This window comes from Mannheimia haemolytica (assembly GCF_004342115.1).
GTDB lineage: Bacteria > Pseudomonadota > Gammaproteobacteria > Enterobacterales > Pasteurellaceae > Mannheimia > Mannheimia haemolytica.
In genome coordinates this window covers 1-16,773 of record NZ_SMAC01000017.1, presented here as the reverse complement: position 1 = coordinate 16,773, position 16,773 = coordinate 1, and the positions used below count along the sequence as shown (strand labels likewise).

General features: G+C 41.4%; 14 protein-coding genes. 7 read left to right on the top strand and 7 right to left on the bottom strand.

Translation table 11 applies throughout. From position 1 onward, the window contains the following. Positions 1 to 56: 56 nt before the first annotated feature. The 3 genes from thrS to EDC41_RS07490 all read right to left on the bottom strand — a co-directional run bounded on the left by thrS (position 57) and on the right by EDC41_RS07490 (position 4,274). Positions 57 to 1,988 carry a threonine--tRNA ligase gene (gene thrS, locus EDC41_RS07500; RefSeq protein ID WP_006252121.1) on the bottom strand — a complete coding sequence of 644 codons (1,932 nt, stop codon included), beginning with the start codon at positions 1,986 to 1,988 and terminating at the stop codon, positions 57 to 59. Positions 1,989 to 2,154: 166 nt separating this feature from the next. Further along, positions 2,155 to 3,504, bottom strand: coding sequence for an MFS transporter (locus tag EDC41_RS07495; protein WP_020824230.1), 1,350 nt, complete (start codon positions 3,502 to 3,504; stop codon positions 2,155 to 2,157). A 203-nt stretch (positions 3,505 to 3,707) separates the two neighbouring features. Further along, positions 3,708 to 4,274 carry a biotin transporter BioY gene (locus EDC41_RS07490; protein WP_006252126.1) on the bottom strand — a complete coding sequence of 189 codons (567 nt, stop codon included), beginning with the start codon at positions 4,272 to 4,274 and terminating at the stop codon, positions 3,708 to 3,710. Positions 4,275 to 4,354: 80 nt separating this feature from the next. Between EDC41_RS07490 and EDC41_RS07485 the strand changes: the two genes are divergently transcribed. Further along, positions 4,355 to 5,113 (top strand): BPL-N domain-containing protein, encoded by a 759-nt coding sequence (locus EDC41_RS07485; RefSeq protein WP_115262482.1) that lies wholly within the window; start codon positions 4,355 to 4,357, stop codon positions 5,111 to 5,113. Here EDC41_RS07485 and EDC41_RS07480 read toward each other — a convergent pair. From EDC41_RS07480 to suhB, 4 genes are all read right to left on the bottom strand, one after another. Beyond that, positions 5,104 to 5,898 carry a TatD family hydrolase gene (locus EDC41_RS07480; RefSeq protein WP_115262481.1) on the bottom strand — a complete coding sequence of 265 codons (795 nt, stop codon included), beginning with the start codon at positions 5,896 to 5,898 and terminating at the stop codon, positions 5,104 to 5,106. The two genes, EDC41_RS07485 and EDC41_RS07480, sit on opposite strands and share 10 nt — an antisense overlap. 60 nt (positions 5,899 to 5,958) lie before the next feature. Further along, positions 5,959 to 7,545, bottom strand: coding sequence for a carbon starvation CstA family protein (locus EDC41_RS07475; protein WP_115262480.1), 1,587 nt, complete (start codon positions 7,543 to 7,545; stop codon positions 5,959 to 5,961). A 185-nt stretch (positions 7,546 to 7,730) separates the two neighbouring features. After that, on the bottom strand, positions 7,731 to 9,584 hold the full coding sequence (gene dxs, locus EDC41_RS07470; protein WP_115262479.1) for a 1-deoxy-D-xylulose-5-phosphate synthase: 1,854 nt from the start codon (positions 9,582 to 9,584) through the stop codon (positions 7,731 to 7,733). A 44-nt stretch (positions 9,585 to 9,628) separates the two neighbouring features. Further along, positions 9,629 to 10,441 (bottom strand): inositol-1-monophosphatase, encoded by an 813-nt coding sequence (gene suhB / locus EDC41_RS07465; protein ID WP_006249901.1) that lies wholly within the window; start codon positions 10,439 to 10,441, stop codon positions 9,629 to 9,631. A 180-nt stretch (positions 10,442 to 10,621) separates the two neighbouring features. Between suhB and EDC41_RS07460 the strand changes: the two genes are divergently transcribed. The 6 genes from EDC41_RS07460 (at position 10,622) to glyA (ending at position 16,632) form a co-directional block, all read left to right on the top strand. Next, the gene (locus tag EDC41_RS07460; protein ID WP_006252131.1) at positions 10,622 to 11,656 is read left to right on the top strand and encodes a TrmH family RNA methyltransferase; all 1,035 of its coding nucleotides are present in this window, start codon (positions 10,622 to 10,624) and stop codon (positions 11,654 to 11,656) included. A gap of 9 nt (positions 11,657 to 11,665) precedes the next feature. Beyond that, on the top strand, positions 11,666 to 12,550 hold the full coding sequence (locus EDC41_RS07455) for an NAD(+) kinase (protein ID WP_006252132.1): 885 nt from the start codon (positions 11,666 to 11,668) through the stop codon (positions 12,548 to 12,550). A gap of 138 nt (positions 12,551 to 12,688) precedes the next feature. Then, complete coding sequence (locus EDC41_RS07450) at positions 12,689 to 13,666, top strand: putative oxygenase MesX (protein WP_006252133.1); 978 nt, start codon at positions 12,689 to 12,691, stop codon at positions 13,664 to 13,666. 87 nt (positions 13,667 to 13,753) lie between these two features. Further along, positions 13,754 to 14,785: a methionine synthase gene (locus tag EDC41_RS07445; RefSeq protein WP_006252134.1), complete on the top strand. Its 1,032-nt coding sequence runs from the start codon at positions 13,754 to 13,756 to the stop codon at positions 14,783 to 14,785. Between the two features lie 87 nt (positions 14,786 to 14,872). After that, complete coding sequence (locus EDC41_RS07440) at positions 14,873 to 15,094, top strand: hypothetical protein (protein ID WP_006249906.1); 222 nt, start codon at positions 14,873 to 14,875, stop codon at positions 15,092 to 15,094. A gap of 275 nt (positions 15,095 to 15,369) precedes the next feature. Further along, positions 15,370 to 16,632: a serine hydroxymethyltransferase gene (gene glyA, locus EDC41_RS07435; protein ID WP_006249908.1), complete on the top strand. Its 1,263-nt coding sequence runs from the start codon at positions 15,370 to 15,372 to the stop codon at positions 16,630 to 16,632. The last annotated feature ends 141 nt before the right edge of the window (positions 16,633 to 16,773 follow it).

Sequence of the window (16,773 nt, the reverse complement as noted above, 5' to 3'; positions counted from 1 at the left end):
AAAAAAGCAGCTACCCCTCGATTATGTCAGAAAGGTAGCTGCTTTTATTTATGTTATTACTCTTCGCCTAATAATTTCAACTCACGAGCCTTAATTTGGTTTTTTAGAATTTCAACTAAGTCTGAAACGAGGTAAGTACCTAAGTCTGCACCTTTACGGGTACGCACAGACACTTTACCTTCGGCGATTTCTTTATCACCGCAAACCAACATATAAGGCACACGGCGTAAGGTGTGCTCACGCACTTTGAAGCCGACTTTTTCGTTGCGTAAGTCTGCTTTCACACGAATGCCTGCATCAGAAAGCTGTTTCACCACTTGTTGCACATAATCTGCTTGGCTGTCGGTAATGTTCATTACCACTGCTTGGGTTGGGGCAAGCCAAGTTGGGAAGAAACCGGCATATTCTTCGGTGATAATCCCGATGAAACGTTCGATCGAGCCTAAAATCGCACGGTGAATCATTACCGGTGTGCGGCGACCATTATCTTCTGCTACATAAGAGGCTTCTAAACGACCCGGTAGAGCGAAGTCAAGTTGCACCGTGCCACATTGCCATTCACGTCCTAAGCAATCACGCAATGCAAACTCAATTTTCGGCCCGTAGAATGCACCTTCGCCTTCTTGAATTTCATATTCAAGTCCGTTGTTGCGTAAGGCGTTGGCTAAGCCTTCTTCTGCTCTGTCCCACATTGCATCATCACCGATACGGTTTTCCGGACGGGTTGAAAGTTTTACTGCAATGTTAGTAAAACCGAAGGTGCTGTAAATGTCGTACACCATTTTGATACAGCTGGTTACTTCTGACTCGATTTGTTCTTCAGTACAGAAAATATGTGCATCATCTTGGGTAAAACCACGCACACGCATTAAGCCGTGTAATGAACCGGACGGCTCGTTACGGTGACACGAACCAAATTCCGCCATACGGATCGGTAAATCACGGTAAGATTTCAAGCCTTGATTAAAGATTTGAACGTGACCCGGGCAGTTCATCGGCTTAATTGCATATTCACGGTTTTCCGATTGGGTAGTGAACATTAAATCTGCGTAGTTTTGCCAGTGTCCGGTTTTTTCCCAAAGCACACGATCCATCATAAACGGACCTTTTACTTCTTGGTAATCGTACTCTTTCAATTTGGTACGCACAAAAGTTTCAAGTTCACGGAAAATCGTCCAGCCGTCATTGTGCCAGAACACCATACCCGGTGCTTCTTCTTGCATATGGTATAAATCTAACGCTTTACCGATACGGCGGTGGTCACGTTTTGCCGCTTCTTCCAAACGTTGTAAATATTCGGCTAATTGTTTTTTATCAGCCCAAGCTGTACCGTAAATACGTTGTAGCATTTTATTTTTGCTGTCGCCACGCCAGTAAGCACCCGCTACTTTTTGTAATTTGAAGTGGTGGCAGAAACGCATATTTGGTACGTGTGGACCACGGCACATATCAATATATTCTTCGTGGTGATATAACGCAGGCGTTGCCGTACGTTCAATATTTTCATCTAAAATCGCCATTTTGTATGGCTCACCACGTTTCTCAAAGGTATCTCGAGCTTCTTGCCAGCTTACCGGGCGTTTTACCACGTCATAGTTGGTTTTTGCCAGCTCTAACATACGCTTTTCAAGAGCGTCTAAATCTTCTTGAGTCAAAGAGCGGTCTAAATCGATATCGTAGTAGAAACCGTTTTCGATAGTCGGGCCGATAGCCATTTTAACGTCTGGGAATAATTGCTTGATGGCGTGACCTAACAAGTGAGCGGTTGAGTGGCGAATGATCTCTAAACCATCTTCGTCTTTGGCAGTAATGATTTCAAGTGCGCTGTCTTGGCTGATGATATCAGACGCATCACGGCGTTCACCGTTTACACGACCGGCAATGGTGGCTTTCGCTAAACCTGCCCCGATAGATTGGGCAACTTCCATTACAGAAACTGGGTTGTCAAATGAACGTTGTGAACCGTCCGGTAAAGTAATAATTGGCATAATAAATCCTTACAGTGGTAATCCATACGAGAGATTACTTGTGTTGTTTGAATGAAAAAACCGCCTACAAGCGGTCTTTTTTGATTAAAATTTTGCAATTTGCTTATTATTTCCCTTACAAGTGGGGAATAAAAGCACTGAAATTCTAGCATAAAACAAAGAAAAATTAAACTTTGCTGTTTTCAGCGGCCTCTTCATCAAGCTCAATATTTTCATTTTCTGTTTGTGGATCTTGTTCAAGTATTTCAAGCTGAGCCTGGTACTCTTGTACCGCTTCTTCATCAAATGGAATAAGTGCGTCCTCAACAATTTCAATTTCTTCAAGTGGGCTTGCGGTTGCAATTGGGGTAGCATATTGCATCTCTGCTCGTTCCGCTTTCGGAATTGATTTGGTGCGGAAAGCACAAATAAATAAACTAAGTGAGAACAGTCCAAAAAGTGCATAAAAGCCATATTCAGCGGAAAGGCTCATCGCAAAACCGATAAGCGGTGGAGCAACTAACGCCCCCACACCATAGCAAAACAGTAAACCCCTGCTTACTTCAACCGTGTTCATATTATTCGGCAATTCATCGTTGGCACGGGCAATGCTCAAAGCATATAAGCTAAACAGACTACAGCCAAAGAAAAAGGCGATAATATACTGTCCCCAAGCGGTCAAATTTTCTTGGAAAATTGCAAATAATCCGGCAAGTGCGGTTAAAGTGGCAATCACTGAACAAGCTAAAATGGCGTTACGTCTGCCAATACGATTCGATAATATCGCCATCGGCATTTGGCTGATAAAACCACCGATCATCGAGATCATCAAATAAAGCGAGATTTCACTTAATGAAAAGCTAAACTTCAGCAGAAAGACTGACGCCATTGTAAAAAAGCCGTTTACCAACATTCCGCTAATAAAGCTGGTTGCTAAGGCTAACGGTGAAATCGCAAATAGTTTAGGAATACTAATGCGCTCTCGAGCCGGAATATCAGGCTGAACCATTTTAGTTAAAGCAATTGGGATCATCGACATCACAACCAAAATGGTAGATAAGATAAAAATGTTTCGGCTACTAAGTTCTAAACTTAATAAACTTACGCCTAAAATAAAGGCGAGATAGAAGATAATGTTATAAGTGGCAAGCACTTTGCCTCTGGTATCGACATTGGTTTTTTCGCTTAACCAACTTTCGACTAAAAGCAGCAAGCTATAATGACAGAATCCCAAAATAATTCGTAATACGCCCCAGATCCACAAAGTATCAATCATAATATGACCGAGAGCGGCGATAGCAAAAACAGCACAGAAAACGCTAAATGAACGGATATGCCCAACACTTGATACAATGCGGTGAGCAAAAATAGTGCTTAATGCCGCCCCAATAAAGAAAGCAGCGTTAAGTAAACCGATGATGATGTCCGTTATCCCCATTTCTGCCAGTTTGATCCCTGCTGAATTTAGAAATAAACCGTAGCCGAAAAACAGAAAAAAGATACCTGAATAAAGGGAGTAAAATTTAGTGCTATTCATCAATGCTCCTTCAAACATTCTGCCAGTATTAAATCATTGTACCGATTTAATACCTTTTAGGCAAAAAAGTTATTATTAGCGTTGAGAAAATAACTTTTGGCTATTTTGATTAAAAAATCAAATGAAGGGGATTTTGAAATGTAGTAAAAAATAGAGCAATCAGAATTGAAAAAGGCTTTGCCGTAACAAAGCCTTTAGAAAGATTAGAGTTTCGAGAAGAATTTGTAGCTTGGGCTAACCAAAACACTTGCTAGGAGTGCTTTAAGCACACCACCTAAAATAAATGGATATAAGCCCGCTTGTAATACTGTGCCTTCTGGTACAAAGAAAGAAAGTTGAGCCAAGCCGAAAGCAAAGGTGATCACACTTGCAATTAAGGCGACAAATAAACTTTTCCAAAAAGAGTTTAATACGCCTTTATCGCTATAATAGCCTAAGAAATAGGCGGTTGGAATATAGCCTAATAAGTATCCGCCTGTTGGACCAAAGAAATGATGGAAACCTGAAGCACCGCCGGCAAAGACAGGTAAACCAATCGCCCCTTCAAAAAGATAAAGTAATACTGCAGCAGTTGCGGCTTTACGACCCATTGCAAAACCAACCACAGTTAAAGCAAGTGTTTGCCCTGTAATGGGTACAGGGTACATCGGCACAGAAATTTGTGCAAAAATAGCAAGCAGTGTTGCTCCAATAAAAGTTTTCAACCAAAATGTAGTTATACTATTGGCTTCTAGCCAACGTTTAGTTTGAATTAATTGCGTAGTGAACATAATCCTTTCCTTTAATATGGTTAAAATGTTCTCAACCGATTATATAGGAAGATGTCTTTTAGGGTAAGAGTGAATTTAAAATGGTAAAACCAGTTTATATTTATTGTGATGAAGGTAGCAGTGAAATTGGTGTTCAATCACTGTTATTGGCAGTAAAACAGCATTTACAGCGTCCGGCTTATCTCATCAATGCCAAACAAATTATTCAAAGCAAGTTTTCCGATGGCTGTTTATTAATCATGCCCGGTGGAGCCGATTTACCTTACTGCAAAAAATTAAACGGAGAAGGCAATCGTAGAATCCGCCAATTTATTGAACAAGGTGGAGCTTATCTCGGTATCTGTGCCGGAGCTTATTATGGCTGTGCTGAATTGAATTTTGTAGGGCGTGACTATAGCGTAAATGGTAATCGAGAACTAGCTTTATTTAATGGCATTGCGAAAGGCAGTCTGCCGCAGTTTACCAACGGGCAACTTTACGATAAAAACATTGGTAGCAAAGCGATAGTTGAAGTAACACTTGCAGAGGGTGGAAAAATGCCGTTTTATTATCACGGTGGTTGCTGTTTTGAACCAAATTCAACAACAGTGATTGACAACCCGTTGGCTTATTATCCTGATGGCTCAGTAGCAATGATAGAGGGAGAGCTAGGGCGAGGTTATTATCTGTTGTCGGGTGTACATTTTGAATTACAAGCGGTCGTTTATTGGCAAAAAATTGTAAATTGCTGTGAAAATCTTGACATAAAAACACAAGAAGAAGCAATTTGCTCTAATTTTAATGTAAATTATGGCTCGCAAATTTGGCAACATCTAAAGCAACGACTAAATCAAGCGTAAAAAAATAACCTTTCGCTATTCTGCCAAATGGTTTCTGCAATCAGATTTGGTGATTCTGTTCTTAATTCACATAGACTATTGAAAGTCACTAAAAGCCGTTCCGGTCGGTTCGGCTGGCCTTGAAAGCCAAACACCGGCATATCGGGCGAGTCGGTTTCCAGTAGTAAACTTTCAAGAGGTAGTTTGCGGATAGCCTCACGGGTTTTGTTAGCACGTTCATAGGTAATAGTTCCCCCCACACCAATTTTATAACCGAGATCGACAAAACGTTTTGCCTGTTCATAGCTGCCGGCAAAGCCGTGAACCACACCGGTTTTGGTTAGTTGGGCTTTTTTGAGGAACACAAAAAGTTGATCGTGGCTTTTACGTGAATGAAGATTAACGGGTAAATTAAATTTTTTCGCGAGGGAAAGTTGTGCCTCTAAAAATTCACATTGCTTTTTCCATAATTCAGGGGTAGAAACTTCACTTACCGCTTTTTCCAAACCGATTTCGGCAATAGCGGTACACTGTGGATCTTGTTGGCTTAGCAAATTTTCCAATAAGATTAAATCTTGTTGTTGGTGCTGTTGAATATACAGTGGATGCAACCCTAATCCATACACCAAATTTTCCGGTTTTTGTTTGGCACAAGCGGTCACTTTTGCAAAATTTTTTGCAAATACGGCAACGATAAGAATGCATTCAATCTGATGCTGTTCGGCATTCTCAACCAATTCCGGAATGCTTAAATTCAGGCTTTCTGCGAGATAGTCGAGGTGAGTATGAGTGTCAAAAAATCGCATAATAAAACCAATAAAAACGGGGACTAGATTGTCCCCATTTTTAGCATTTTACGCAAGCAATTAGTTTGTTACATAAGCATCTTCATCACGAGCCTCAGATGGCTTGAGGAAAGCAAAGAAGCAAATAACACAAACTACCGTAATCGCAAAACCGATATAAACTGATAATTCATAATCTAAACCGAAGCCGATTTTGTTGTTCGCAAGGTAAGTTGCACACACGGTAGTGATAAACCATGCAGGAATCGAGCATACCCAGTGGAATTTTTTATAGCGGTATAAGTAACCTGCGGCAGTCCATAACATAACCATTGCAGTCATTTGGTTTGCCCAAGTGAAGTAACGCCATAATACGCTGAAATCAACTTTTGAGACAATGAAACCAAGTACGAATAATGGTACGGCAATATACAAACGTTTTACTAAGGTACGTTGTTCTAAACCAAAGATTTCCGCTAGTTGTAAACGAGCGGCTCGGAATGCAGTGTCACCTGAGGTGATTGGTAATACTACAACGCCTAATACGGCAAAAATACCACCGATAAACCCTAAGAAGTGTAACGAGCTGTCATATACCACTTTAGACGGTGAACCGGCAGAGATCGCATCTTGTAAGGCTTGTGGGTTTTCATAGAATGAAAGACCTACTGCACACCATACTAATGCAATTACCCCTTCAGTAATCATTGCACCGTAGAAAATAAAACGACCTTCTTTCTCATTTTGCGCACAGCGAGCCATTAATGGGGTTTGGGTTGCGTGGAAACCGGATAATGCTCCGCAAGAAATAGTTAAGAATAGTAATGGCCAAATTGGAACATCACCTTTCACTTGGAAGTTTTGGGTGAATTTTTCCCACGTTAAGCCTTGACCGTTTGCATTCACTGTACGGAAGAAGTCGATAGGATCAGTCGCACTTAAGTGAGCGCTGACTAGACCATATACCATACCTACAGACATAAAGAGTAATAATGCTCCGAAGAAAGGATAAATTCGACCGATAATTTTATCAACAGGTAGTAATGTAGCAAGAATATAGTAAGCAAAAATAATTAACGTCCACACAGAAATCACGGTTGCTTTATCCATACCCCAAACGGTTACGCCACCTGATGCTACAGATTCTTTAATTGCTTCAACATCACCTAATTCCATTGCACTTTGGGTTGCACCTGCAATATCCATGGTGATGGTAGAGAGTAACTGAGCAGGGCTTGCAACGAAAACTACGCCTACTAATAAAAGCAAGATGAGCGCCATTACGTTGATGAATAACTTGACTGGACGACCCAAGAATTTCCCTGCCAGATTTGGCATCGTTGCGCCACCGTTGCGGATACTTAACATACCACAGAAGTAGTCGTGTACTGCACCGGCAAAAATACAACCAATCACAATCCAAAGCATTGCAACTGGTCCGTATAAAGCACCAAGAATCGGGCCGAAAATAGGGCCGGTGCCGGCAATATTTAATAATTGAATCAGCCAAATCTTGGTTTTAGACATTGGCATATAATCCACACCGTCATTCATAGAGTAAGCCGGTGTCGATCTTTTTGGGTTAATCACGAAGATTTTTTCAATGATTTTCCCATAAGTGAAATAGCCAAGCACAAGCACGGCTACACAGAAAAAGAACCACAACATAGTAGAAATCCTATAAATTGAGATAAATGATCATTTTTAGCAGAACTGCTAAAGGCGTGCCATTGTAAGTGAGGAGTGAGGATAAAGTAAAACGAATTGTTAGATTTGTGTGAATAATTTACTGAAAATGTGAGGTTCATCAAAAAATCCCTTTGTTCTGTATCAATCAAAGGGACTTTTTAAAGTTAAATATCGAATTTTTGAATTTTTGCTTCAATGCCTTGGGCATCTAATCCAAGATCGGCATAAGCTTCAGCTTGAGTAGATTGGGGAACGAAAAAGTCAGGAATACCAAGCATTACAAGCGGTTTGATTTTGCCGATATTTTGCAAATATTCATTCACAAAACTACCTGCACCACCTTGAATAGCATTTTCTTCAAGCGTAACCAACAACTCGTGAGAATCCGCCACTTTTTGAAGTAATGCTTCATCTAATGGTTTAATGAAACGCATATCTACCAAGGTGTAGTTATGTTTTTCAGCCACAATTTTGGCTTCATCAAGCAAAGCACCAAAATTCAAAATCGCAACTTTTTTACCTTCACGAATAATGTTTGCTTTACCTACTTCAAGTCCTTGCATTGGCTCAAGTTTTACTCCTTTAGCATTGCCTCGAGGGTAACGAATGGCACTTGGCGTATTCATCGTGTAAGCGGTATAAAGCATTTGTCGCATTTCATTTTCATCGCTCGGTGCCATAATGGTCATATTGGGAATACAACGCATAAAACTTAAATCAAATGCACCTTGGTGGGTTTGTCCGTCTGCACCGACAATTCCGGCTCGGTCAATCGCAAAAATCACCGGCAGGTTTTGAATAGCAACATCGTGAATTAATTGGTCATAAGCTCGCTGCAAGAAGCTGGAATAAATTGCGACTACCGGTTTGTAACCTGCGATTGCTAAGCCTGCCCCGAAAGTCACTGCGTGTTGTTCGGCAATCGCCACATCAAAATATTGTTCAGGGAAACGTTTGGAAAATTCTACCATTCCCGAGCCTTCACGCATTGCCGGCGTAATGCCGATAATTTTCGGATCATGCTCTGCCATTTCACATAGCCAATCGCCAAAAATATTGGAATAAGTAGGTGCTGCTTTTGATTTTGGTAACTCGGCTGCGGTAGGGTCAAATTTCGGAACGCCATGGTAGCCAATCGGATCATTTTCCGCAGGTGTGTAGCCTTTGCCTTTTTTCGTGCGAATATGCAGAAATTGAGGGCCTTTCAGCTCACGCATATTGCTCAAGGTTTTGACTAACTCGTCAATATTATGTCCATCAATCGGGCCGATATAATTAAAGCCTAACTCTTCAAACAAAGTGCTTTCAGGGGAGAAAATCACCCCTTTCATATGCTCTTCGCTTTTTTTCATAAAGTTTTTGATGGTAGGCACTTTATCTAAAATTTTCTTACTGCCGTCACGCACTGAAGTATAGAGCGAACCAGAAAAAATGCGGGCAAGGTGGTTGTTTAATGCCCCGACATTTTCAGAGATTGACATTTCATTATCATTTAAGATAACCAACATATCGGTATGCAATGCACCTGCGTGGTTTAATGCTTCAAATGCCATTCCGGCAGTGATTGCACCATCACCGATTACACAGACGGTTTTACGGCCGGCATTTTCTTTTTCTGCTGCCACCGCAATGCCAAGTCCGGCACTGATCGAAGTAGAAGAATGCCCAACGCTTAACACATCGTAAGGGCTTTCTTCACGCCAAGGGAAGGGGTGAATACCATCTTTTTGGCGGATAGTGTGCATTTGATCTCGGCGCCCAGTAAGGATTTTATGTGGGTAAGCTTGATGACCAACGTCCCAAATTAATTGGTCGAAAGGCGTTTGATAAACATAATGCAAAGCTACCGTAAGCTCTACTACCCCTAAGCCAGAGGCTAAATGTCCGCTAGTTTGACTGACTGATTCCAATAAATAGGCTCGCAGTTCATCAACTACGGTTTGAAGCTGGTCTTTAGAAAGTAAACGTAAATCTTCCGGTGAGTTGATTTCGCTTAACAGAGGATACTTCTTTTCCATAATGTTTTATTACCCACAACCATCAAATAATAGATGATATTAAATTAAGCTTTGAGTTCTTCGGTCAAAGTAGGCTGAATGCTATTTAAAATTTCTTTAACCACACGGCCGTTACCAACAACCAGATTACCTGTTTTCAAGTAATCTGTTCCGCCAACAAAGTTAGTCACAATTGCACCGGCTTCACGGGCAATAAGTTCACCGGCGGCGAAATCCCACGGTTTTAAGCCGATTTCAAAGAAACCATCAACACGACCCGCTGCAACATAGGCAAGATCTAAAGCGGCAGAACCGGTACGGCGGAAATCAGCTACTCCGTTATTCATTAAGCCTTCAAGCATATTTAAATGTGCATCACGATGTCTGATGACTTTGAAAGGAAAACCGGTTGCAATTACAGTGCCTTTTAAATCACGGCGTTCTGCATCAATGCGTAAACGGAACTCGTTTAATTTAGCCCCTTCGCCACGCACCGCAGTGAAAAGCTCGTTACGGATAGGATCGTAAACTACCCCTACTGTTGTACGTCCGTTTTCACGCACGGCAATCGACACAGCAAAATGAGGTAAGCGTTTTACGAAATTGGTTGTACCATCTAATGGATCGATCACCCATTGTACATTTTCATTGCTACCGTTTAACACGCCGGACTCTTCGGTCACGATCGAGTGTTCAGGGTAAGATTTACGGATCACATCAATAATTGCCGCTTCCGCTGCTTTATCGATTTCAGTCACATAATCATTCGTATTTTTTTGTAAAACTTGTGTATCTTGAGGCGATTGTTCATAGCCTTTGGCAATAATATTGCCTGCTTTTCGTGCCGCACGAATAGCAATGTTTAACATTGGGTTCATATTTCCACCAGATTTTAAAGAACATAATAAAGCACGAATTATAAAGAATGTAGCGAAATAAAGAAACAACAAGCGGTCTAATCTGTGAAAAATTTTGCAAAAAAATGGCTTTTTCTAACCGCTTGGAGTTTGGATTCGTTATAATACCTCTCATTCAAGCCACCCATTTAGGTACTAAAAATGCAATTTAAAGAAAATAACCAACCTCGTTTTAAACACAGAGAAGAACGCCGTTCAGATGAGCGTTCCCCCCGTTTTTCAGATAAAGGCAAAATGCGAGGAAATGAAGGTAAAAGTGACAGACCGCATAAGCTACATTTTAAGCGTGACGAGGCTTATTCACGCTCTGAGCAGATTTATCCAGCAGAAGGCAAAAAAGCCAGTGGTGAAGGTAGTGTGCAAATTTGGGTAAAAGGTGGGAATAGCTCAGTTAAAGAGAAAAAAAACGGCCCGCTTTCACCGAGAGCGCCTGAGAAAATTAAGAAAAATCGCTTGGAAGAGATGAAAGTCTATGGCGAAAATGCCTGTATCAGTTTGTTCCAACAACGTCCTGGATCTATTGTACGTTTATGGGCAACAGTGGAGGGGGCAAAAAAATTAGGCGATTTAATGAGCTATTTGGCTCAGCACAAAAAAGCCTATCACGTTATTGACCGTGAAGAGATGGAGCGAGTCACCGGTACTGAACATCACGGCGATATGTGCTTATTGGTGAAAAAAACGGCTTCATTTGTGCTAGAGGGCTATTTACAAGTGCCGAAAAAACAAGATTGCTTGGTACTGTTAGATGGTGTAAACAATGCTCAGAATGTGGGGGGAATCATCAGAACGTGTGCTTTTTATGGTGTGAAAGGCATTATTACTGAAAATGTGGATAGCTTAAACTCCAGTTCTGCAGCTCGTGTCGCAGAGGGTGGTTTGGAATTTGTGCGAGCGTTAGAAACTAAAAACAAGCATATTGCTTTGGTACAACTCCGCCAAGCCGGTTATCAAATTGTCCACCTCACACGCCATAAGCAAGCCCCTTCTTTAACCAAAATTAAGCTGGCGGAAAAGGTGGTTTTTGTATTAAGTGAGATTCCTGCAAGTGATGTGGCTTACGCAGAAGACACAACAATACAGCTTTCCTTTAATAATCCGTTAAATAGTGGTTTAAATGTGGCGGTAAACGCAGGTATTCTACTTAATCAATGGTATCAAACCCACATTCTTTAAGGAATTGAAATGAATCAGCAAAAACCGTTTGAAGTGATTGCGATTGTTGGCACACCTCGCCACGACAGTGCATTTGAAACACATCTTGCCGTTTATAATTGGTTAAAAGATCGTGATTATCAAATTTTAGTGGAAACAGAGGTTGCCACTCAGTTACAGCTTAAGGAAAGCTACAGTTTAGATCAGATTGGTCAGCGCGCAGAGTTGGTGATTGTGATAGGTGGCGATGGTAATATGCTTGGCATCGCCCGAGCTTTGGCTAAATACCGAGTGCCACTGATAGGCATTAACCGTGGCAATCTGGGTTTTTTAACCGATATCGCACCTCAAACGGCTTTTGAACAGCTTTATAGTTGCTTAGTCAAAAATGAGTATGTGATTGAAGAGCGATTCCTGTTAGAGGCTTTCATTGAGCGCAACGGTAAAATTATTGCCGCAAATAATGCCTTGAATGAAATTGTGGTTCACCCAACCCAAGTGGCTCGAATTATTGAATTTGAAGTTTATATTGACGGAAAATTCGCTTTTTCACAACGTGCAGATGGCTTGATTGTGGCAACGCCTACAGGCTCAACCGCCTATTCACTTTCTGCTGGTGGCCCGATTTTAACCCCGAATATGAATGCAATGGCATTAGTGCCGATGCACCCTCACACTCTTTCGTCTCGTCCTTTGGTGGTTGATGGCGATAGTCAAATTTCGCTTCGTTTTGCCAAATATAATACCCCTGATTTAGAAGTGATTTGTGACGGGCAGGTGAATATGCACTTTACGCCTGAAGATAGAGTCTTGGTGCGTAAAAGCCCGGATAAATTACAGCTGCTCCATTTAAAAGATTATAACTACTTTACTGTATTAGGTTCTAAATTAGGCTGGGCAAGTAAGTTGTTTTAAACACAAGCGGTGTTTTTTCTGATTAAATTTGCAAATGCAATATGAATTGATTTCATATACATTTCAAAAATATATCATTTTTATTCAATAAAAATTTGTGGTTCAATAAGCTATCTGAAAAATAAAGGGGACAATAAAATGACAACAAATTTTAAATGCCAAGTGCATACTATTGAATTTAATGAAAATTACCAACCGGAGCAAAGCACCCGTTTAACCACCAACTTTGCCAACCTTGCCCGTGGCGAAAACCGCAAACAGAACCTGCAAAATGCGATTGCGATGATCAATAACCGTTTTAACGATTTAGCGAACTGGGATAACCCGAATGCGGATCGTTATTCGGTGAAATTGGATATTGTCTCACTGGATATTGATGTGGAAGGCAAAGGCGAGTTTTTCCCTGCGATTGAGTGGCTGAAAACCTATGTTATCGACTACAAAACCGGCAAAACCATTGATGGCATTATCGGTAATAACTTCTCTTCTTTTGTGCGTGATTACGATTTCAGCGTATTGTTGTTAGATCACAATAAAGACAAACCGCAATTTAGCGTGCCGGAAGGCTATGGCGAGTTACACGGCAAGCTGTTTAAGCATTTATTGGCATCGCCTGAATATACCGCAAAATATAAAAAACCACCGGTGATCTGTTTAAGCGTGGCAACCACCCGTACCTACACAAGAACCACTAACGTTCACCCAATTTTAGGTGTGGAATATCTGCAAGATAGTTATTCATTAACTGATGCCTATTTTGCGAAAATGGGCTTAAAAGTACGTTACTTTATGCCGCCAAAATCTGTTGCACCCTATGCGTTCTACTTTGATGAGAGTGCAGATTTACTCAATGATTACACTAACTTAGAGCTAATCAGCACGATTGCCACAATGGAAGCGTTCCAAAAAATTTACCGTCCGGAAATTTACAATGCCAATTCGGTCGCAGGGCAGGTCTATAAAGGCAGCCTGACTTACCAAGATTATTCCGTCACCAAAGTGGAATATGACCGTGAAGAACGCACCCAGTTGGCGATCAAACAGGGTAAATACACCGAAGAGCATTTTATTAAACGTTACCAAGCGATTTTAGAGGCTTGGGCGACGGAGGAATAAACGTAGGGTGGGCGTAAGCCCACCATAAAATGAGATATAACCAATGGTGGGCTTACGCCCACCCTACTTTTTATAGGAAAATTCAAAATGAGCAACATTCTTCTCCCAACCTCTACCGCCGGCAGCCTACCAAAACCTTCGTGGCTTGCCGAGCCGGAAAAACTGTGGTCACCTTGGAAATTTGAAGGCGAGGAACTACTTCAAGCCAAACGTGATGCCCTCCTTGTTTCCCTTGCCGAACAAATTGCGGCAGGGATTGATATTGTTAGTGATGGCGAACAGACCCGCCAGCACTTTGTGACCACCTTTATCGAGCATTTGGAAGGGGTAGATTTTAGCAAGCGTGAAATTGTGCGCATTCGTAACCGTTACGATGCCAGCGTGCCGAGCGTGGTGGGGGCAGTTTCCCGTCCGAAATCGGTGTTTGTGGACGATGCCAAATTCTTGCGTGCGCATACCGAAAAGCCAATTAAATGGGCATTACCCGGCCCGATGACGATGATCGACACCCTCTATGACGGTCATTACAAAAGCCGTGAAAAACTGGCGTGGGAATTTGCCAAAATCCTCAACGAAGAAGCCAAAGAGTTGGAAGCGGCAGGTGTCGATATTATTCAATTTGACGAACCGGCGTTTAACGTCTTCTTCGATGAGCTGAACGACTGGGGCGTGGCAGCGTTAGAGCGTGCAGCGGAAGGCTTAAAATGCGAAACGGCGGTGCATATCTGCTACGGCTACGGTATTAAAGCCAATACCGACTGGAAACAGACCCTCGGCAACGAATGGCGTCAATACGAAGAGAGTTTCCCGAAACTGCAACAATCAAAAATCGATATTATCTCGTTAGAGTGCCAAAACTCCCGTGTGCCAATGGACTTAATCGAATTAGTGCGTGGCAAAAAAGTGATGCTGGGGGCGATTGATGTAGCAACTAACATTATCGAAACACCGGAACAAGTGGCAGATACGTTACGCAAAGCATTACAATTTGTTGATGCGGATAAACTCTACCCAAGCACCAACTGCGGAATGGCGCCACTTTCACGCCAAGTCGCACAAGGTAAATTACAGGCACTCAGCCAAGGGGCAGCGATATTGCGTGCGGAATTCGCAAAATAATTTTGCGACCTGCATCGAAAATATCAACTTTGCTCTTTGCTCGTTTCCAGATTTTCTTCCAAAATAACAGGAAATGACGGAGGCACTATGCTAAATCTATTTAAAAAGCCAATTAAGAAAAGCTCCTTTGAGGCTTGGGCAAAACTAATGGACGATGTGGCAAAAGTTGCAATTTTAGCAATTCCTGTTATTCTCTATGGAGAATATTCACTGCTAATGAAATTTACACACTCAATTACCTTATTTGCAGTAGTTTATTTTTTGTTAGCAACGGCAAGATTGTTTCGAGAAACAGCAGAGGAGATGTAAATGGACGGATTGACAATCGGATTATTTCTTTTGCTTGCATTTTCATTTGCTGCATACCAATGGGCAAAGCATTTAAAAGATCATAACCATTAATTCAATGAATAATACTAAGCGGTCATATTTGGTAAATTTTTTACAAAATGTGACCGCTTGTTTTTCTTTCACTCGAAGTTAATTTTTATATAAATAATACTATCTATGAAACTAAAAAATGCGTAAAATAACGTGAAATCAACTTACGCAAACGTTTACTTAAGCTTATTAGGAGTCCAAAAATGTTAAAACGTGATATGAATATCGCTGATTACGATGCAGTATTATGGCAAGCCATTCAAGATGAAGATCGCCGTCAAGAAGAACATATTGAATTAATTGCATCTGAAAACTATGCAAGCCCACGTGTAATGCAGGCTCAAGGCTCACAATTAACCAATAAATATGCAGAAGGTTATCCGGGTAAACGTTACTATGGGGGTTGTGAGTATGTGGATATTGTAGAACAACTTGCGATTGACCGTGCGAAAGCATTGTTCGGGGCAGATTATGCCAACGTTCAACCGCATTCAGGCTCACAAGCGAATGCAGCCGTATATATGGCGTTGCTTAATCCGGGTGACACTATTTTAGGTATGAGTTTAGCGCACGGCGGGCATTTAACCCACGGTGCTTCAGTTAGCTTCTCTGGTAAAATTTATAAAGCAGAACAATACGGCATTACTGATGAAGGCTTAATTGATTATGAAGCATTACGCAAACAAGCCCAAGAAGTGAAACCGAAAATGATTGTTGCTGGTTTCTCTGCTTATTCTCAAGTTATGGATTGGGCAAAAATGCGTGAGATTGCCGATGAAGTTGGGGCATATTTATTTGTGGATATGGCTCACGTTGCAGGCTTAATTGCGGCGGGAGTTTATCCAAATCCGCTTCCTCACGCTCACGTCGTGACGACAACAACCCATAAAACCTTAGCCGGCCCTCGAGGTGGTTTGATTTTATCTGCATCTGGCGATGAAGAAATGTATAAGAAACTGCAATCTGCCGTATTCCCTGCTGGTCAAGGTGGACCATTGATGCACGTTATTGCGGCAAAAGCGGTTTGTTTTAAAGAAGCTTTAGAGCCGGAATTTAAGGCATATCAGCAACAAGTTGTAAAAAATGCAAAAGCAATGGTTGAGGTATTTAAGCAACGTGGTTTTGATGTGGTTTCAAACGGTACGGAAAACCATTTATTCCTTGTTAGCTTTGTAAAACAAGGTTTAACCGGCAAAGCGGCAGATGCTGCATTAGGAGCTGCGAACATTACCGTGAATAAAAACTCGGTGCCGAACGACCCTCAAAAACCATTCGTGACTTCAGGTATTCGTGTGGGTACGCCTTCTGTGACCCGCCGTGGTTTTAAAGAAGCAGAGGTGACAGCATTAGCCGGCTGGATGTGCGATGTGCTAGATAGCATTGGTAAGGATAATCACGAACAGGTGATTGCAGAGACTAAAGCGAAAGTTTTAGACATTTGTAAACGTTTACCAGTGTACGCATAATCTCAACTTTACACTTTTTCAAGCGGTAATATTTTTAGAAATATTATCAGTAATAACGAGTAACAAAAATTACTTATCTTTCAATCTATTATAAGTGATTTTTATGTAAACGTTCCGAAAAAATGCAAAATGTTCCGAAAC